We start from the raw sequence: 18,418 nt of genomic DNA on the forward strand, positions 1-18,418 counted from the left end.
CGCGCGCCGGCCGGTTTTCCGGCCGTCGCGCCGCCCGCTCCTTGAACCTCGCCCATCCTCACGCCAGATCTTCCGAACGCGGATCGTCCGCGCTTGACGGACCTCTGGAATCGGCACTAGGCTGGAACAAATGGCGAACAAACGAGCCCTGTCCTGGTCGGTGGCGATGCGGGACATCCAGAACGACCGCGCGAGGAGAATGGACGTGCGTGAGGAGCGCCTGAGAACGGCCACCGGCCTGCGAGGCACCCCGGCCCTGCCGCTGAGCGCCTGGCGCGGCCGGTCGGGCCGCCGCTACGTGGTGGGGATCCACGCCCTCGACGACGACCCGGCGGAGGTCGGCGAGGCGGTGGTGATCGCGGTGCGCCGCGGCGGCGACGGCACCGCCGAGCTGGTGGCGGTGGCCGCCGCCGGCGAGAGCCCGCGCGAGCGCCTCGCCCGCGGCTGGCTCACCCGCGCCCGCGCCCGAGGCGCGACCGAGATGCACGTCCATCGCCTCGCCGAGGACGCGGCGGCGCGCCGGGCGGTGGTGGCGGATCTCGGCGGCGCGGTGGCGTGAGACCCGCTCTCGATCGCTGCATACCGGCCGACACCCTCCTCGTCATCCCGGGCTCCGCTGCGCGGCCCCAGGATGACGTCGGGGAGTGTCGGGTGACGGCCGTCGATCAGTAGATCGGTCCCGACGACCAGGTCGGGCCGAGCGGCAGCGGCTCCGGCAGGGCGCGGGGCTCGGCGGCAAGCGCCGGCCGCGGGGCGGGGGAGGGCGGCGGAGCATAGGCGTGGACCGGCGCGGGACGCGGCGCCGGCGCGCGGGCCACCTTCGCGCCGGTCTCCCGGGCGCTCGTCGGCGACAGGCCGTAGGGGTCGTCCTCCTCGACGTCGATCGGCGCCGGATCGGGAGCGGGCTGCCAGGCCGGCGGCTTCTTGCGGATCGGCGAGAGCGGCGTGCCGGGAGGCGGCAGCCGGGATTCGTACTTGATCAGCGGCTTGCAGATCCGGCGCAGGCCGCGGGGATCGTGCCGCGCCAGGTCGAGGTGCAGGTGGTCGTAGTGGTAGACGTTCGACCCCGGCGCCAGCACCGTGGTGAAGTGGTTGCACGCTCCCAGGAACACCTCGCGCAGGAAGCCCTGCTCGGCCTCGGTGCCGCGCCACCCGCCCTTCACCGTCACCACGTAGCCGTCGGCGAAGCGGAAGGACATCACGTCGACGGCGTTGCCGAACGAGTGTTCCGAGAGCTTGGCGCCAACCTGGTTGTTGCGGCCGCGGCAGGAATACGAACCGGAATTGATCTCGACCACCGGCTGGCCGAAATAGACCTCGGCCGCCGGCTGCACCGTGCCGGCGAGCCAGGCCTCGACCTCCGGGATGATCGGGCAGGCGAGCGTCATGCGCTGCTTCAGCGCGACGGTGCCGCCGGCGAGCCGGGTCACCCGGAACGGATGCACCATGCCGCAGACGCCCGGCCCGTCGATCTCCTTGACCGGCTGGATGTCCTCGCTCGGGCGAACGAGCTTCTGGGCGAGGCAGACCTCCTCGGCCTGATTCCGCCAGGGTTCGCGCTGCTCAAAGCGGTTGAGCGCGCATCCGGTGAGCCCCAGGCCGAAGAGCGTGAGGGCTGAGAACGCTACGATGCCACGACGCATGGTGCGGACAATGCGCAGGATGCCGTAAACGGCCCGTCAACCCTCGGCGTCAGAGCTTGCCCCAGGATGGGGCGGGTCGCTCGCGCCCCGGTTCGCTCACGCGAACCGCTTGGCGCCCGCGACGCAGAGCACCACCAGCCCCGTCACCGCGATCATCGACGGGGCGACCGGCTCGCCGAGCAGCAGCCCCGCGAGCGCCAGGCCGAGGAAGGGCTGCAGCAGCTGCAGCTGGCCCACCCCCGCGATGCCGCCCCGCGCCAGGCCGCGATACCAGAACACGAAGCCGACCAGCATGCTGAACACCGACACGTAGGCGAGGCCGAGCCAGGCCGGGGCGCCGACGCCGGCCACGCCCGCCGGCCGGGCGACGACGGCGAGGACCAGCATCGCCGGGAGCGCGAGGACGAGCGCCCAGGAGATCACCTGCCAGCCCCCGAGCCGGCGCGACAGGGCCGCCCCTTCCGCGTAGCCGAGCCCGCAGAGCAGGATCGCGGCGAGCATCAGGAGGTCGCCGGGAAGCGAGGCCGGACCGCCCTGGACGAGGGCGAACCCCGCGACCGCGGCGCTGCCGAGGAGCGAGAAGATCCAGAACGCCGCCCGCGGCCGCTCTCCCCCGCGCAGCACCCCGAACAGGGCGGTGGCGAGCGGCAGGAGGCCGATGAACACGATCGAGTGGGCCGAGGTGACGTGCTGGAGCGCGAGCGCGGTCAGCAGCGGGAAGCCCACCACCACGCCGATGGCCACGATGGCGAGCGAGGCGAGATCGGATCTGGCCGGCCGCTTCTGGCGCAAGCCCCAGAGCAGCGCCGCCCCGAGGAGCGCGGCGATCACCGCCCGGGCCGAGGTGAGGAAGACCGGCGAGAAGCCGCCCACCGCCACCCGGGTCGCCGGCAGCGAGCCGCTGAAGATGACGACTCCGAGGAGCCCGCTGCCCCATCCGTCCGCCGAACGCGGCACCATTCGAACCTCCCCCGCATCGGGACGAGACGGCTCTCAATCCCGCGTGAGACATAGCGCCGCCGGAATGGCCGACGAAGGCACGATCCCGTACGGTCGCATCGAACTGTATGGGTGGCGGAAGCCGTACGATCGGGGCTGAGGCGATGACGGAAGGCGGGCGCACGGCCGCCGTGATGGCGGCGATCCGCGGGCGGATCGCGGCGCGGGGGCTGGAAGCGGGGGAGCGGTTGCCGTCGATCCGGGGGCTCGCCGCCGCCATGGGCGTCTCGCCCTCGACGGTGGTCGAGGCCTATGAGCGGCTGGCCGCCGACGGCGCGGTGCGCTCGCGCCCGGGATCCGGCTTCTACGCCGCTGCCGCCGCCCCGCCGCCGACGCTGGCCGAGATCGGCCCGCGGCTCGACCGGGCGGTCGACCCGCTCTGGGTGTCGCGCCAATCCCTCGACGGCGAGCCCGAGATCCCGAAGCCCGGCTGCGGCTGGCTGCCGGCGGAGTGGATGCCGCTCGCCCCCTTGCGCCGTGCCGCCCGCGCCCTCGCCAAGGCCGAGGATGCGGTGCTCACCGATTACGGCGCCACGCGAGGCCCGCTGGCCCTGCGCCGCCTGCTGGCGCGCCAATTCGCCGAGGAGGGCCTGGGCATCGGCCCGGACCGGATCCTTCTCACGGGGTCCGGCACCCAGGCGATCGACCTGATCTGCCGCCTGCTGGTCCGCCCGGGCGACGTCGTGCTGGTCGACGATCCGTGCTACTTCAACTTCCAGGCGCTGCTGCGCGCCCACCGGGCCGAGGTGGTCGGCGTGCCCTACACCGAAGCGGGGCCAGACCCGGAGCGCTTCGCGCAAGCCGCCGCCGCGCACCGGCCGCGGCTCTACGTCACGAATTCCGCGCTCCACAACCCGACCGGGGCCACGCTCTCGCCCCGGATCGCCCACCGGATCCTCAACGCGGCCGCCGCTCACGACGTCGGAATCGTCGAGGACGACATCTTCGCGCCCTTCGAGCCCGAGCCGTCGCCGCGGCTCGCCGCCCTCGACGGGCTCGAACGGGTGATCCGGATCGGCAGCTTCTCCAAGACCCTCTCGGCCTCGATCCGCTGCGGCTACGTCGCTGCCAGGCCGGAGTGGATCGAGGCGCTGATCGACCTCCAGGTGGCGACGAGCTTCGGCGGGGTCAGCCCGGTCGCGGCGGAACTGGTCGCGGGCGCGGTCGGCGACGGGGCGTACCGCAAGCATGTCGAGGCCCTGCGCCGCCGCCTCGCCCGGGCCCGGCGCGAGGCGGCGGGGCGGCTGGCCGATCTCGGCATCCGGCCCTGGCTGATGCCGCGGGGCGGATTCTACCTCTGGTGCAGCCTGCCCGACGAGCGCGATGCCGCCGCGGTCGCCCGGGCGGCCCTGCGAGAAGGCGTGGTGCTGGCACCGGGCGACGTGTTCAGCGTGTCGCGCACGGCGTCGCAGCGCATGCGCTTCAACGTGGCGCAGATGGGCGATGCACGGGTGATGCCGGTGCTGAAGCGGGCGCTCCAGGCTCCCGACGCGTAGCCGGGGGTGGTGCGCTCTCCCGGTGAGGAATCGAACCAAGTCCTCGCCACGCTCGCGGAATGGAAGACCGTCCTGACACGACTCTGCCAGGTTGATGCCTACCAGCTCTTGTGTGCTGAGGCGGGCGGGAGAACCGCGATGGATGAGCTCGGGCCGAAGGCGTGGCTGGACCACTTGGAGGCATGGCTGGCTCCGTTTCTGGCCGCCTTGCCTTGCGCCGAACAGCGCCGCTGGACGCCGCTCTACCTGCGCGGCCTGCACTTGGCCCGGCGAGCGCGAGAGCATGGAACCGATGGCGGCGCGCGTTGCGCCCGGCCACGTCCAGCAACTGCACCACTTCGTGTCCGCCTCGCCCTGGTCGTGCGCACGGCTCGAGCGCGTGCTGGCCGGGCAGGCCGACCGGCTCGTGGGCGGGCCGCAGGCCGTGCTGGTGGTTGACGACGCCGCGCTGGTCAAGCAGGGGCGCCACTCCGTTGGCGCGCAGCGCCAATGCTGCAACTTGACTGATTTTTACTGCTATAGCGTCATTTTTACCGCCCAACCGATGTCCGCTTCGGCGAATGATGCTCAGAGTCCGATCAGCTCGGCGATCAGGTCGGCGCCGGCGGCGGGCGAGCGCTCGCCCGCCGCTACCCTCCGCTCGGCCTCCGCCGTGGTCTTGCGCACCTCGGCGCTGCCGGTGAGGCGCTGGTGCAGGCGCTCGTGGACCAGCGCCCACATCCACTTCACGTCCTGCTCGCGGCGCTTCGCCCCGATCTCGCCGGTCGCCGTGAGCTTGCGGCGGTGATCGAGCACCGCCTCCCAGAGGGCGTCGAGCCCCTGGCCGGCGAGCCCCGAGATCGTCGTCACCGGCGGCGTCCAGGTGGCGCTCGCCGGGGTCAGGATGTGAAGCGCCGCCCGGTACTCGGCGGCGGCGGCCATGGCGCGGCGCATCCCCTCCTCGCCGTCGGCCTTGTTGACCGCGATCATGTCGGCGAGTTCGAGGATGCCCTTCTTGATGCCCTGCAACTCGTCGCCGGCGCCGGGCAGCATCAGCACCAGGAAGAAGTCGGTGAGATCGGCGACCGCGGTCTCGGACTGGCCGACGCCCACCGTCTCGACCAGCACCACGTCGAAGCCGGCGGCCTCGCAGAGCAGCATCGTCTCGCGGGTCTTCGCCGCGACGCCCCCGAGGGTGCCGGAGGAAGGCGAGGGCCGGATGAAGGCGTTCGGATCGACGGCGAGTCGCGCCATCCGGGTCTTGTCGCCGAGGATCGAGCCGCCGGTGCGCGACGAGCTCGGATCGACCGCCAGCACCGCGACCTTGTGGCCCCGCGCCGTCAGGCTGGCGCCCAGGGCGTCGATGGTGGTGGATTTCCCCACCCCCGGCACGCCGGTGATCCCGACCCGCACCGCCTTGCCGGCATGCGGCAGGGCGGCGTCGAGGAGTTCGCGGGCAGCGGCCCGGTGGTCGGCCCGCTTCGACTCGACCAGCGTGATGGCGCGGGCGAGGGCGGCGCGGTTGCCGGACAGGAGCTGGGCGAGGTCGGGGGCCGGGACGGTCATCCCGTCTTTCTGCCGGCTCGCCGCCCGCCCGTCGAGGCCGTCGCCTGTGGACGAAGGGCCACGAGGCGGACCTTCAGGCGTGACGTCCAGGCGTGACCTGCGGGCAACAGGGGCGGCTTTGCCCGGGCGCGACGCGCGTCGGCCACGATCATGCCGCATCCTCCGCCCCAAAGCTCGGGGCAGCCACCGGCCGAGCCGGAACCTGAAGTGGGACGACATGACACTGACCGCCGCGCCGACGCGCCGGGGCTTTGCCCGCCTCGGCTTCTCCGCCCTCGCGAGCCTGTCGCTCGGCGGCTGCCTCGGCGACGGGCTCCTCGGCGACGCGACACCGGAGAAGCAATCGGCCCTCGACGTGAGTCCGGTGCTGCTCGTGGCCACCACCCGGCGCCCGGCCGACCCCGCCGGCCGGCCGCCCTACTTCACCGACCAGCGCGGCCGCGGCCTGTCCTTCGCCACCCTGCGCCTCGCCCCGCCCGACCGCTCGCTGATCGGCAAGGTGTCGTCGGTGGTCACCGGCGACTGGCGCATCGCCGGTACGCCCCGGGTGGTGACCGGGCCCGAGGCCGCCACCGCCTTCGCGGAAGGGGCGCTCGGGCGCGACGTGCTCATCTACGTCCACGGCTACCGCGAGTCGTTCGAGACCGCGGCGGTGAGCGCGGCGCAGCTCTCCGACGGCATCCGCTTCCGCGGCGTCTCGGGCCTGTTCACCTGGCCGTCCGCCGGCAAGACCTTCGATTACGGCTACGACCGCGAGAGCGCGCTGTGGTCGCGCGACGCCTTCGAGGACCTGCTGCGGGCGCTCGCCGCCTCGCAGGGCGGGCGCATCCACCTCGTCGCCCACTCGATGGGCACGCTCCTCACCCTCGAGACCCTGCGCATGCTGCGGGCCGATGCCGGCGAGGCGGCGCTTGACCGGATCGGCGCCATCGTGCTCGCCGCGCCCGACATCGACATCGACCTGTTCACCAACGGCATCGAGCGCCTCGGCACCGCGGCGCAGAAGATCACCGTGATCTCCTCCACCAACGACCGCGCGCTCGAACTGTCGAGCACCATCGCGGGCGGCGTCATCCGGGCGGGCGCGGCGGACCGCAGCCGCCTCGAGGCCCTGGGCGTGCGCGTCGCCGACGCCTCGGATTACGGCAGCGGCCTCATCAACCACGACCTGTTCCTGTCGAACGTCGAGGTGCAGCAGGTGATCAAGCGCGCGGTGGCGCGGGCCGACGGGCGCTGACGGCGCGCCCGCGCCGTCCTCCCACCGCCCGCCCGGAGCCGGACCGGCGACGCCTCACGCCGTCGCGGGCACGGCTCACGCCGGGGCCGAGAACACGTCCGGCAGCGAAGGCAGGCGCTGGCGCAGCCGCAGCATCGCGATGGTCTCGATCTCGGCGAGGGCCCGGGCGCGCTCCTCCTCGGGCGGGTTGTCGAGGCGCTCGGCGAGTTGCATCAGGATCTCGTCCGGGCTCTTCCCCCGCACCGCCATCACGAAGGGGAAGCCGTGGCGGGCGCGGTAGCGCTCGTTGAGGTCGAGGAAGCGGGCGCGGCCCTCGGCATCGAGGGCGTCGAGGCCGGCCGAGGCCTGCTCGGCGCGGGATTCCGGCGCGAGGTCGGCCGCCGCCACCCGGCCGGCGAGGTCGGGATGGGCGCGGATCAGCGCCAGCTGCCGCTCCGGCTCGGCCGCCCGCATCACCTCGACCATCGCGGCGTGGAGCCCGTCGGCCGTGTCCTGCATGCCCGACAGCCCGGCGGCGTGGGCGCCGTCCGCCACCCAGGGCGAGTGCTCGAACACGTCGCCGAAGCTCTCGACGAACAGCGCGCGGCCCATCCGGCTCGGGGTCAGGCCGGCGGGCGCGTGGGTCCTCACCCAGTGGCGGGCAATGTCGATGCGCCGCGTCACCCACACGTCCGCGTGGGACGCCACGTGGTCGAGGAAGCGCGCGAGCGCCGCGATCCGCCCCGGCCGGCCGACGAGGCGGCAATGCAGGCCGATCGACAGCATCCGGGGCGTCTCGGCGCCCTCGGCGTAGAGCACGTCGAACGAGTCGCGCAGGTAGGCGAAGAACTGGTCGCCGGCGTTGAACCCCTGCGGCGTCGCGAACCGCATGTCGTTGGAATCGAGGGTGTAGGGCACGACGAGCTGCGGCGCGCGGGGCCCCTCGACCCAGTAGGGCAGGTCGTCGGCGTAGGAATCCGCCGAGTAGAGGAAGCCGCCTTCCTCCATCACCAGCCGCAGGGTGTTCTCCGAGGTGCGGCCCGTGTACCAGCCGAGCGGGCGCTCGCCCGTCACCTCGGTGTGGATCCGGATCGCCTCGCTCATGTGGGCCTTCTCCTCCTCGTAGGAGAAGTCGCGGTAGTCGATCCACTTGAGGCCGTGGCAGGCGATCTCCCAGCCGGCCTCGCGCATCGCCGCCACCGCATCCGGGTTGCGCTGGAGGGCGGTGGCGACGCCGTAGACCGTCACCGGCAGGTTGCGCCCGGCGAACAGCCTGTGCAGCCGCCAGAACCCGACCCGCGAGCCGTACTCGTAGATCGATTCCATGCTCATGTGGCGCTGGCCCGGCCAGGCCTGCGCGCCGACGATCTCCGACAGGAACGCCTCGGACGCCCGGTCGCCGTGCAGCAGGCAGTTCTCGCCGCCCTCCTCGTAGTTGATCACGAACTGCACCGCGATGCGGGCGCCGTCCGGCCATTGCGCGTGGGGCGGGGTGCGGCCGTAGCCGACGAGGTCGCGGGGGTAGGGGGAATCGGTCATGGCGGGGTCCGGCAGGGGCCCTCGTCGTCACCACGTTGGACGAATCACGCGCGGGATCCCCTCTCCCATGTGGGAGAGGGGTAGGGGTGAGGGTGACACGCTTCAGCGTGAAGCTCGGATCGTCCCGCTGCCAGCACGACGCTTCGTGCCTTATTGCGGAACCGTGTCACCCTCACCCCCGGCCCCTCTCCCACATGGGAGAGGGGAGGCGCGCCTTCTCGTCCGCGGCGGGGCATCGAGGACCGCGTGGAAAATTCTCCGCAACCTTAGCCGTGCGGCAGCCCCGGCGCAAAACTACCCCGCCACGGCCTCCAGCGCCGGATCGACCCGGGCGAAGTGGTCCTCCCAGGTCGGCGCGCGATAGCCCGCGAGGCGCGCGGCCATCTCGGCGCGCAAGGGGGAGCCCGGCGCCGCCAGCGCCTCGACCGTCCGCATCCACCCCAGGCCGTCGAGCGGGTGCAGGAACGCGGCGAACGGGCCGGCGATCTCGCGGTGGACCGGGATGTCGGAGGCGACGACCGGCAGGCCGCTGGCGGCGGCCTCCAGCACCGGCAGGCCGTAGCCCTCGGCGAAGGAGGGCATCAGGAGGGCGGTGGCGCTCCCCATCAGCCGCACCAGCCCGGCGGTCGAGAGGCCCGAGACCTCGGTGACGTGCTCGCGCACCGCCGGGCAGCGCTCGAGGAGGTCGACCACGTTCTCGCTCTCCCAGCCCCGCCGCCCGACGACGACGAGGCGCGGCGTCGCCGCCCCGTGCCGGGTGCCGAGCTCGCGCCAGGCGGTGAGGAGGCTGATCAGGTTCTTGCGCGGCTCGATCGTGCCGCAGACCAGGAAGAACGGCCGGGCCGGCGACGCCGATGGAGCCCCCCCGAAGGCCTCCTCGATCCCGAGCGGCCCGACGGTGATCGCGGGCGCCCGGCGTCCCATCCCGGCGAGGTGGGCGGCGAGGCGCGCCCCGACATCGGCCGAGTTCACCACGACCGCGCGGGCGTGGCGGGCCACGGTCTCCATCCGCACCCGGTGGCGCTCCGCCTCGCCGGCGCGGCCGTATTCGGGGTACTCGATCGGAATCAGGTCGTGGACGAAGAAGACCGGCCGGATGTCGGTCCGGTCGTAGAGCCAGTCGAACCGCGCCGGCAGGTCGAGGCGCAGGTGCGAGGTGTGGAGGTAGAGGCTGCCCCGCGGCAGGGCGGCCGGGCCGGGCGCCCGCAGGGCGTCGAGCCAGGCCCGCACCTGGCGCTCCCGGCGCCGGCGCGCCCCGTCCGGGGCCGCCGGCCGGACGGTTGCCGCGGGGAGCGGCAGGCCGAGCGTCCCGGCGAGGTCGCGATAGACCGGGTCGTCCCCGGCCGCGACCTCCTCGGTCCAGGCCGCGACCGCCGCCTCAACGAGGGCGGCCATCCGCGCCCGTTCGAGCACCTTCGGGCCGAGCCGCGTCGAGACGAGGCCGAAGCGCTCGCCGCCCTGCGCCAGCAGGTGGCGCGCGTAGGCCAGGTCGACCCGGTCGATCCCGGTCGGGCTCGCGTGCCGCAGGCGGGTGACGAGGCGGGTGAGATCGAGGACGATGGAGGGCAGGGGCATGGAATCCCGGACGCGGCGGAGTCTCGTATGCCTCGTCCTACACCGGGGGCGGGCGCGATGCCCAACCCGCCCTGTGCGGCAGCGCACAAGACGGGGGGCGGGCCATGGATAGTCGCTCTTGCAACGCTGAGTGCTGATGATTTATCGCAATCGTCACCGCTCCGTTGCGTCGCGGTGACAAGGATGGCGCGCGTCGCCTAGGATCTCGGCTCGGATCAGGATCTCGGCTAGGATTTTGGGGTCGGCGGCGTGGCCGACGTTCGGGTGAGACCATGGCGATCGTCGATCTGGATCGGGAAGCGGTGAAGAACGGCCTGGCGGACGGTTCCGTCCTGCTGATCGACGTGCGCGAGCCCAACGAATTCGCCTCGGGCCACATCCCGGGCTCGGTCTCCTTCCCGCTCTCGACCTTCGACGTCGAGCGGCTGCAGGCCCTGATCGCCGGGGACGGACGCCGTCCGGTCCTGTCCTGCGCCGCCGGGGTTCGCTCGGCGCGGGCGCTGCAATACCTCCAGGGCCAGGGCGTCCCCCTGACCGAGCACTATGTCGGCGGCTTCAAGGATTGGGCCAATGCCGGCGAGACCGTCGAATAGCTGAGCACGGCCGGCCGTCGGTCGATTATCTCCGCCCCCGCGGCGGTTCCACCAGTCCCGGCCCCGGGAGGGCCGCGCCGAGTGCGGCGCGGTTCCCGTTCAAGGCCACCCCCTCGACGCGGATGTGCCCCGGTGCATCTCCCTGCGCGCCCGAGGGGCCGCATGCACGAGATGAACGGGAGAGTGAGTATGCGCAGGCTGAGGCTGGCGGCGGTGATCCCGGCGCTCCTGCTGATGGCCGGTATCCCGGCGCGGGCCCAGGCTCCCGGCGGTCCGCCCCCCACGGTCACGGTTGCCAAGCCCGTGGTCAAGGAGGTGGTGGAGCACGACGACTTCACCGGCCGCTTCAACGCGATCGAGTACGTCGAGGTGCGGGCCCGGGTCACCGGCTACCTCCAGAAGATCCACTTCCAGGACGGCGCCGTGGTGAAGAAGGGCGACCTGCTCTTCACCATCGACCGGCGGCCCTACAAGGCGGCGCTCGACCAGGCCACGGCGGCCCTGGCCTCGGCGCAGGCCCGGCTGAACTTCACCCAGACCGACCTCGAGCGCGCCCAGACGCTGAGCCGGTCGGGCAACATCTCCGAGCAGGTCACCGACCAGCGCCGGCAGAACTCGCTCACCGCCCAGGCCGACGTCGACAGCGCCACCGCGGCCCAGCGCCAGGCCCAGCTCAACTACGACTTCACCGAGGTGCGCTCGCCGATCGACGGGCGGATCTCGCAGCGCCTCGTCACCGAGGGCAACATCGTCATCACCGACCAGACGATGCTGACCACCATCGTCTCGCTCGACCCGATCTACTTCTCGTTCACCGTCGACGAGCGCTCGTTCCTGGCCTACCAGGGCACGCTGCGCATCGGCATGGGGGCGACCCAGAACGAGCACACGGTGCCGATCCTGGTGGCGCTCACCGGCGAGGCGAAGCCCACCCGCAAGGGCGTGCTCAACTTCGTCGACAACCGCGTCGACGAGGCGACCGGCACGGTGCTGTTGCGCGCCACCGTCGAGAACCCCGACCGCTTCATCAAGCCGGGCCTGTTCGGCATCGTCAGCATGCCGGCCTCCAAGCCCTATCGCGGGGTGCTGATCCCCGACGACGCGATCGCGGCGAACCAGGACAAGCGCCTCGTCTACGTGCTCGGTCCCGACAACGTCGTCCAGCCGCGCAACATCCGCCCCGGCCCGAAGATCGACGGCTACCGGGTGGTGCGCGACGGGCTCAAAGGGGACGAGACCATCGTGATCGTCGGCCTCACCCGGGTGCGCCCGGGCGCCAAGGTCACGCCCGAGGTCAAGGAATTGCCGCCGGTCCGCGAGTGAACAAAAAGACGCGCCGCCGTGTTGGCGGCGCTTCCGTCAGGACGCCAGTGCCCCGCGAGGGGCGCCCCGCCCGCGTGAGGGCGCGAGAGGCCCACCGATGCGTTTTGCCCATTTCTTCGTCGACCGGCCGATTTTCGCCTCGGTGACCTCGATCGTCATCCTGATCATCGGTTACGTCTCGTACATCTCGCTTCCCGTCTCGCAGTACCCCGAGATCGTGCCGCCGACCGTGGTCGTGCGCGCCTCCTATCCGGGCGCCAACGCCGAGACCGTGGCGGCCACCATCGCGACGCCGATCGAGCAGGAGATCAACGGCGTCGACAACATGCTGTACATGTCGTCGCTGTCGACCAACGACGGCAACATGCAGCTGACCGTCACCTTCGCGCTCGGCACCAACCTCGACATCGCCAACGTGCTGGTCCAGAACCGGCTCTCGGTCGCCCAGCCGCGCCTGCCCGGCGACGTGCGCAACCTCGGCGTCACGGTCCGCAAGTCCTCGCCCGACCTGATGATGGTCGTGCACGTGCTGTCGCCCGACGGCACCTTCGACCAGAACTACCTCGCCAACTACATCTACCTGCGCCTGCGCGATCCCTTGCTGCGCCTCAACGGCGTCGGCGACATCACGGTGTTCGGCGGCTCGGAATACGCGCTGAGGCTCTGGCTCGACCCGAACAAGCTCGCCTCCTACCAGCTCTCGACCACCGACGTGATCAACGCGCTGCAGGAGCAGAACGTCCAGGTGGCGTCGGGTGCCCTCGGCGCGCCGCCGGCGCCCGCGAGCCAGGCCTTCCAGCTCACCGTGCAGACGCAAGGCCGGTTCCAGGATCCGAGCGAATTCCGCAAGGTCATCGTGAAGGCGTCCGACGGGCGCCTGGTGCGGGTCTCCGACATCGCCCGGGTCGAGCTCGGCCAGAAGGACTACACGACGAAGTCGTTCCTCAACGGCCAGCCGGCGATCGGCATCGGCGTGTTCCAGCGCCCCGGCACCAACGCGCTGGAGGCGGCCGAGCAGGTCCAGGCGCTGATGAAGACCCTGTCGAAGGACTTCCCGCCCGGCCTCGAATTCAAGATCGCCTACAACCCGACCGAGTTCATCGCCGAATCGGTGCACGAGGTCTACAAGACGCTCGGCGAGGCGGTGGTCCTCGTCGTGGTGGTGATCCTGGTCTTCCTGCAGAGCTGGCGCACCGCGATCATCCCGATCATCGCGATTCCCGTCTCGCTGATCGGCACCTTCGCGGTGATGGCGCTGCTCGGATTCTCGCTCAACAACCTGACGCTGTTCGGCCTCGTGCTCGCCATCGGCATCGTCGTCGACGACGCGATCGTGGTGGTGGAGAACGTCGAGCGCAACATGGCCGAGGGCCTGTCGCCCGGCGAGGCGGCCCACAAGACCATGGACGAGGTCGGCGGCGCGGTCGTCGCCATCGCGCTGGTGCTGTCGGCGGTGTTCATCCCCACCGCCTTCATCCCGGGCATCTCGGGCCAGTTCTACCGGCAGTTCGCGCTGACCATCGCGGCCTCGACCATCATCTCGATGTTCAACTCGCTGACGCTGTCGCCGGCGCTCTGCAAGCTGCTGCTGAAGCCCCATTCCGAGCACCACCGGCCGCGCTTCTTCCTCGCGCGGTTCGGGGCCTGGGCGGCCAACACCTTCAACCGCGCCTTCGACGCGACGGCGAACGGTTACGCGGCGACGATCCGCTTCCTCACCGGGCGCCTCGTGCCGCTGCTCGCCATGCTGCTGCTCTATGCCGGCGTGATCTACGGCGTGCTGCACCTCGTGCGCACCACGCCGACGGGATTCATCCCGCTCCAGGACCAGGGCTACCTGCTGGTGGTGGTGCAGCTGCCGCCGGGCTCGTCGCTGGAGCGGACGACGGCCGTGGTGCAGGAGGTGTCGCGCCGCTCCCTCGACATCGACGGCGTCGGCAACACCGTGGTCATCGCCGGCTTCGACGGCGCGACCTTCACCAACACCACCAACGGCGCGGTGATGTTCCTGCCGCTCAAGCCCTTCAAGGAGCGCCTGGAGAAGGGCCTCACGGCCGGCAAGGTCCTGCAGGCGGTGCTCGCCAAGACCGCGCCGATGCAAGAGGCGCGGATCATCGCGATCCCGCCGCCGCCGGTGCGCGGCCTCGGCAACGCCGGCGGCTTCAAGATGCAGGTGCAGAGCCGCGAGGGCTCGGACATCGCCCGGCTGCTCCAGGTCTCGGGTGATCTCATCGGGGCTGCCAACCGCGACCCGGCGCTCACCCGCGTGTTCACCACCTTCGGCAACGACACGCCGCAGATCTACCTCGACATCGACCGCACCGTGGCGCGGATGCTGAACGTGCCGCTCGCCAACGTGTTCTCGACCCTCCAGGTCAACCTGGGCGGCGCCTACGTCAATGACTTCAACACCTTCGGGCGCATCTACCAGGTCCGGGCCCAGGCCGACGCCAAGTACCGGATGGAGAAGGAGGACATCGAGCGGCTCAAGGTGCGCTCCTCCACCGGCGCGCTGGTGCCGATGGGGACGCTCGCCAGCATCCGCGACATCTCCGGACCCCAGATCGTCCAGCGCTACAACCTGTACTACTCGATCCCGGTGCAGGGCGATTCGCGGCCGGGCGTGTCCTCGGGCCAGTCCCTCGACGCGATGGAGAAGCTCGCCCGCCAGACCCTGCCCGACGGCATGAGCTTCGAGTGGACCGAGATCGCGTTCCAGGAGAAGGCCGTCGGCAACACGGCGATCTACGTCTTCGCGCTCGGCGTGCTGCTGGTCTTCCTGGTGCTCGCCGCGCAGTACGAGTCGTGGGCGCTGCCGCTCTCGATCCTGCTCGTCGTGCCGACCGGCGTGCTCGCGGCGCTCGCCGGCGTGCAGTTCCGGGCGCAGGACAACAACATCCTGACCCAGATCGGCCTCATCGTGCTCATCGGTCTCGCGGCGAAGAACGCGATCCTGATCGTCGAATTCGCCCACCAGATCGAGGAGAGCGAGCGCCGGGGGCCGGTCGCGGCCGCCGTCGAGGCGTGCCGGCTTCGCCTGCGGCCGATCCTGATGACCGCCTTCGCGTTCATCCTCGGCGTGGTGCCGCTCGCCTTCGCCACCGGCCCCGGCGCCGAGATGCGCCAGGCGCTCGGCACCGCGGTGCTGTTCGGCATGCTCGGCGCGACGATCTTCGGCCTGTTCCTGACCCCGGTCTTCTACGTGGTGATCCGCAACGTCTCGATCCGGATCAACCGCTGGCGCGGGGTCGACGACCATCACGGCGAGCCCGAGCCGGCGCGGTAACGAGACCGTCGCACCCCGACCGCACGAACGAATCCGGGGCCGCACACGCGGCCCCGGATTTTTTCATGACCGCGCCGGCCGGGGGATCACCCCTCCATCGCGATCAGCGCGGCGTCGCCGCCCGCCGCGGCGGTGTTCACCGTCACGGTCTGCTCGGTGGCGAAGCGGGTGAGGTAGTGCGGCCCGCCCGCCTTCGGGCCGGTGCCCGAGAGGCCGTGGCCGCCGAAGGGCTGCACGCCGACCACCGCGCCGATCATGTTGCGGTTGACGTAGACGTTGCCGGTGGAGAGCCGCGACACCACCCGCTCGACCGTGGCGTCGATGCGGGAATGGACGCCGAGCGTCAGGCCGTAGCCGGTGGCCTCGATCGCATCGAGCACCCGGTCGAACTCGGCGGCCTTGTAGCGCGCGACGTGCAGGATCGGCCCGAACACCTCCTCGGTCAGGGCTTCGGGGCCGGCGATCTCGTAGATCTGCGGCGCCACGAAGTGACCCTCGCCCGGCACCTCGCCGGTGTAGTGCGCCTTGGCGGCCCGGCGCATCGCGGCGCCGTGGCGGTCGAGGCGGGTGCGGGCCTCGGCATCGATCACTGGGCCGACATGGGTGGCGGGGTCGCGCGGATCGCCGAGGCGCAGCTCGCGGGCGGCGCCCGCCACCATCCCGATCACCTTGTCGGCCACGTCCTCCTGCACCAGCAGCAGGCGGAGCGCCGAGCAGCGCTGGCCGGCGGAGCGGAAGGCGGAGGTCACGACGTCGTCGGCGACCTGCTCAGGCAGAGCGGTGGCGTCGACCAGCATCGCGTTGATGCCGCCGGTCTCGGCGATCAGCGGGACGATCGGCCCGTCCTTGGCGGCGAGCGCCCGATTGATGTGGCGCGCCACCTCGGTCGAGCCGGTGAAGACCACGCCGGCGACGTCCCGGTCCGCCACGAGCGCCGCCCCGACCGCGCCGTCGCCCGGAACGAGATGGAGGGCCAACGGGGCGATGCCGGCCCGGTGCAGCAGGCGCACGGCCTCGGCGGCGATCAGCGGGGTCTGCTCGGCGGGCTTTGCCACCACGGCGTTGCCGGCCATCAGCGCCGCGGCGACCTGTCCGACGAAGATCGCGAGCGGGAAGTTCCACGGCGAGATCGCCACGAACACGCCGCGGCTGCGCAGGGTGAGGCGGTTGCTCTCGCCCGTCGGACCCGGCAGCGCTTGCGGCGCACCGAAGAGCGTGCGCCCCTGCGCGGCGTAGTAGCGGCAGAAATCCACCGCCTCGCGCAGTTCCGCCACCGCGTCGTCGAGGGTCTTGCCGGCCTCCTCCTGGAGCAGGTGGACCAGCCGGCCGCGGGACGCCTCCATCGCGTCGGCGGCCCGCTCCAGCGCCGCGGCGCGCTCCTCCGGGGGAACGCGTCCCCAGGCGACCGCGCCCTTGCGGGCGGCGCGCATCGCGGCGACCGCGGTCTCGGGCGAGGCCTCGACGACGCTGCCGACCACCGTGCGGGCATCGCTCGGGCTCACCACGTCGCGGCGCGCGCCGCCCTGCGCCGCGCCGTCGATGACGGGGGCGGCCTCAGCGGGGCCTCGTGCGGCCGCCACCGCCTCGGTCAGGCGCTCCAGGGCCGCCCGGTCGCCGAACTCGACGCCGGCGGAATTGACCCGCTCCGGCGCGAACAGGTCGGCGGGGCGGCGGAGCTTGGCGTGCCGGGCCCGGTCGGGATTGCCGACGCTCTCGGCCGGACGGCGCAGCAGGCTCTCCACCGGCACCGCCGGGTCGGCGGCCTGCGAGACGAAGGACGAGTTGGCGCCGTTCTCGAGCAGCCGTCGCACCAGGTAGGCCAGCAGGTCGCGATGCCCGCCGACCGGCGCGTAGGTGCGGCAGGCCGCGCCCGGCACGCTGGCCAGCAGCCGCGCGTACAGCGCCTCGCCCATGCCGTGCAGGCGCTGGAACTCGTAGGTGCCGGGCTCCGGCCCGGCCCGCTCGACGATCGCCGCGACGGTGAGCGCGTTGTGGGTCGCGAATTGCGGGAAGAGCCGCGGCCGGTGCGCCAGCATCCGCTCGGCCGCCGCGAGGTAGCTGAGATCCGTCATGCTCTTGCGGGTGAAGACGGGATAGTCGGGAAGTCCCCGCTCCTGGGCCCGCTTCACCTCCGTGTCCCAGTACGCGCCCTTGACGAGGCGGACCATCAGCCGCCGGTCGAGGCGGGCGGCGAGGTCCGCGACGTGGTCGATGACCTCAAGGCAGCGCTTCTGGTAGGCCTGGACCGCGAGGCCGAAGCCGTCCCACCCGGCAAGCGAGGGATCGCCGAGCACCGCCGCGATCACGTCGAGGGACAATTCAAGCCGGTCCGCCTCCTCGGCATCGACCGTGAAGTTGAGGTCGTAGCGCTTCGCCGCCTGGGCGAGCCTGAGGAGCACCGGGACCAGCTCCGCCATCACCCGGTCGCGGCCGACCGCCTCGTAGCGCGGATGCAGCGCCGAGAGCTTGACCGAGATGCCGGGACGGTCCGGCAGCGGCCGGTTGCCGGCGGCGCGCCCGATCGCCTCGATGGCGCTCGCGTAGGATTCCGCGTAGGCGAGGGCGTCCTGCGCCGTGCGGGCGCCCTCGCCGAGCATGTCGAAGGAGTAGCGGTAGAGCCGGCCCTGTCCGCTCGCCGAGCGCTTGAGCGCCGCCTCGATCGTCTCGCCGAGCACGAAATGCCCGCCCATCACCCGCATCGCCTGGCGGGCGGCCTGGCGCACCGCCGGCAGGCCGAGGCGCTTGGCGAGGCCGGCGAGAATCCCTTCCGGCGTGTCGCCGGGCTGGATGATCCGGGCCGAGAGGCCGAGCGCCCAGGCCGAGGAGCGTACCAGCAGGGCCTCCGAGCGGGTGGCGTGCTGCTCGAAGCCGCCGAAGCGCAGCTTGTCCTCGATCAGCCGGTCGGCGGTGGCGGCGTCGGGCACCCGCAGCAGCGCCTCGGCCAGCACCATCAGGGCGAGCCCCTCCTTGGTCGAGAGCGAGTACTCGCGCAGCATCGCCTCGACGCCGCCCAGGCCCCCCGTCTCCTGGCGGATGGCGCCGAGGAGGTCGCGGGCGAGCGCATCGACCTTCGCCTCGCGCTCCGGCGGGAGGCCGCCCCGCTCCAGGAAGGCGCGGGCGAGGGCGGCGTCGTCGGGAGCGTAGGGCGCGTGGAAGACGGGGAGGGGGGCGGGCATCGGGGCGGGTCCGGGCTCGTGGCGCTG

Annotated in this window: 12 protein-coding genes and 1 pseudogene; 7 read left to right on the forward strand and 6 right to left on the reverse strand. The window is 72.2% G+C overall.

Annotated features, from left to right (window positions below):
* The first annotated feature begins 130 nt into the window (after positions 1–130).
* A complete protein-coding gene (locus DK419_RS05795; RefSeq protein WP_109958246.1) occupies positions 131–559 on the forward strand; it encodes a hypothetical protein in 429 nt (142 codons plus the stop codon).
* A 106-nt stretch (positions 560–665) separates the two neighbouring features.
* Here DK419_RS05795 and DK419_RS05800 read toward each other — a convergent pair whose 3' ends face one another.
* Together DK419_RS05800 and DK419_RS05805 are read right to left on the reverse strand one after the other, a co-directional pair.
* Positions 666–1,643, reverse strand: a complete 978-nt coding sequence (locus DK419_RS05800; protein ID WP_109958247.1) for an extensin-like domain-containing protein — start codon at positions 1,641–1,643, stop codon at positions 666–668.
* A gap of 96 nt (positions 1,644–1,739) precedes the next feature.
* On the reverse strand, positions 1,740–2,603 hold the full coding sequence (locus tag DK419_RS05805) for a DMT family transporter (RefSeq protein ID WP_109958248.1): 864 nt from the start codon (positions 2,601–2,603) through the stop codon (positions 1,740–1,742).
* Between the two features lie 143 nt (positions 2,604–2,746).
* Between DK419_RS05805 and DK419_RS05810 the strand changes: the two genes are divergently transcribed.
* Complete coding sequence (locus DK419_RS05810; RefSeq protein WP_109958249.1) at positions 2,747–4,138, forward strand: aminotransferase-like domain-containing protein; 1,392 nt, start codon at positions 2,747–2,749, stop codon at positions 4,136–4,138.
* Positions 4,139–4,430: 292 nt separating this feature from the next.
* Positions 4,431–4,577 (forward strand): annotated as a pseudogene (locus DK419_RS29960) (transposase); the annotation flags it as partial.
* Between the two features lie 128 nt (positions 4,578–4,705).
* Here DK419_RS29960 and meaB read toward each other — a convergent pair.
* Positions 4,706–5,683, reverse strand: coding sequence for a methylmalonyl Co-A mutase-associated GTPase MeaB (gene meaB, locus DK419_RS05820; protein ID WP_109958251.1), 978 nt, complete (start codon positions 5,681–5,683; stop codon positions 4,706–4,708).
* Between the two features lie 217 nt (positions 5,684–5,900).
* Between meaB and DK419_RS05825 the strand changes: the two genes are divergently transcribed.
* Entirely contained in the window at positions 5,901–6,920 is a 1,020-nt protein-coding gene (locus DK419_RS05825; RefSeq protein WP_109958252.1) for an alpha/beta hydrolase, read from the forward strand.
* A gap of 75 nt (positions 6,921–6,995) precedes the next feature.
* Here DK419_RS05825 and puuE read toward each other — a convergent pair whose 3' ends face one another.
* Positions 6,996–8,438 carry an allantoinase PuuE gene (gene puuE, locus DK419_RS05830; RefSeq protein WP_109958253.1) on the reverse strand — a complete coding sequence of 481 codons (1,443 nt, stop codon included), beginning with the start codon at positions 8,436–8,438 and terminating at the stop codon, positions 6,996–6,998.
* A 294-nt stretch (positions 8,439–8,732) separates the two neighbouring features.
* Entirely contained in the window at positions 8,733–10,013 is a 1,281-nt protein-coding gene (locus tag DK419_RS05835) for a glycosyltransferase family 4 protein (RefSeq protein WP_109958254.1), read from the reverse strand.
* Positions 10,014–10,285: 272 nt separating this feature from the next.
* Here DK419_RS05835 and DK419_RS05840 point away from each other — a divergent pair, with 272 nt between their 5' ends.
* The 3 genes from DK419_RS05840 to DK419_RS05850 all read left to right on the forward strand — a co-directional run bounded on the left by DK419_RS05840 (position 10,286) and on the right by DK419_RS05850 (position 15,215).
* Entirely contained in the window at positions 10,286–10,606 is a 321-nt protein-coding gene (locus DK419_RS05840; protein ID WP_109958255.1) for a rhodanese-like domain-containing protein, read from the forward strand.
* 189 nt (positions 10,607–10,795) lie between these two features.
* The gene (locus DK419_RS05845; RefSeq protein WP_109958256.1) at positions 10,796–11,929 is read left to right on the forward strand and encodes an efflux RND transporter periplasmic adaptor subunit; all 1,134 of its coding nucleotides are present in this window, start codon (positions 10,796–10,798) and stop codon (positions 11,927–11,929) included.
* 97 nt (positions 11,930–12,026) lie between these two features.
* Positions 12,027–15,215: an efflux RND transporter permease subunit gene (locus DK419_RS05850; protein ID WP_109958257.1), complete on the forward strand. Its 3,189-nt coding sequence runs from the start codon at positions 12,027–12,029 to the stop codon at positions 15,213–15,215.
* Between the two features lie 86 nt (positions 15,216–15,301).
* Here the strand turns inward: DK419_RS05850 and putA are convergent, their stop codons facing one another.
* Positions 15,302–18,391: a bifunctional proline dehydrogenase/L-glutamate gamma-semialdehyde dehydrogenase PutA gene (gene putA, locus DK419_RS05855; protein WP_109958258.1), complete on the reverse strand. Its 3,090-nt coding sequence runs from the start codon at positions 18,389–18,391 to the stop codon at positions 15,302–15,304.
* Positions 18,392–18,418 lie beyond the last annotated feature (27 nt).

The sequence above is a fragment of the Methylobacterium terrae genome (assembly GCF_003173755.1).
Lineage (GTDB): Bacteria > Pseudomonadota > Alphaproteobacteria > Rhizobiales > Beijerinckiaceae > Methylobacterium > Methylobacterium terrae.

Coding starts and splice junctions, on each gene's coding strand:
- DK419_RS05795 (WP_109958246.1), top strand. CDS start 131: ATGGCGAACAAACGAGCCCTGTCCTGGTCGGTGGCGATGCGGGACATC.
- DK419_RS05800 (WP_109958247.1), bottom strand. CDS start 1,643: ATGCGTCGTGGCATCGTAGCGTTCTCAGCCCTCACGCTCTTCGGCCTG.
- DK419_RS05805 (WP_109958248.1), bottom strand. CDS start 2,603: ATGGTGCCGCGTTCGGCGGACGGATGGGGCAGCGGGCTCCTCGGAGTC.
- DK419_RS05810 (WP_109958249.1), top strand. CDS start 2,747: ATGACGGAAGGCGGGCGCACGGCCGCCGTGATGGCGGCGATCCGCGGG.
- meaB (WP_109958251.1), bottom strand. CDS start 5,683: ATGACCGTCCCGGCCCCCGACCTCGCCCAGCTCCTGTCCGGCAACCGC.
- DK419_RS05825 (WP_109958252.1), top strand. CDS start 5,901: ATGACACTGACCGCCGCGCCGACGCGCCGGGGCTTTGCCCGCCTCGGC.
- puuE (WP_109958253.1), bottom strand. CDS start 8,438: ATGACCGATTCCCCCTACCCCCGCGACCTCGTCGGCTACGGCCGCACC.
- DK419_RS05835 (WP_109958254.1), bottom strand. CDS start 10,013: ATGCCCCTGCCCTCCATCGTCCTCGATCTCACCCGCCTCGTCACCCGC.
- DK419_RS05840 (WP_109958255.1), top strand. CDS start 10,286: ATGGCGATCGTCGATCTGGATCGGGAAGCGGTGAAGAACGGCCTGGCG.
- DK419_RS05845 (WP_109958256.1), top strand. CDS start 10,796: ATGCGCAGGCTGAGGCTGGCGGCGGTGATCCCGGCGCTCCTGCTGATG.
- DK419_RS05850 (WP_109958257.1), top strand. CDS start 12,027: ATGCGTTTTGCCCATTTCTTCGTCGACCGGCCGATTTTCGCCTCGGTG.
- putA (WP_109958258.1), bottom strand. CDS start 18,391: ATGCCCGCCCCCCTCCCCGTCTTCCACGCGCCCTACGCTCCCGACGAC.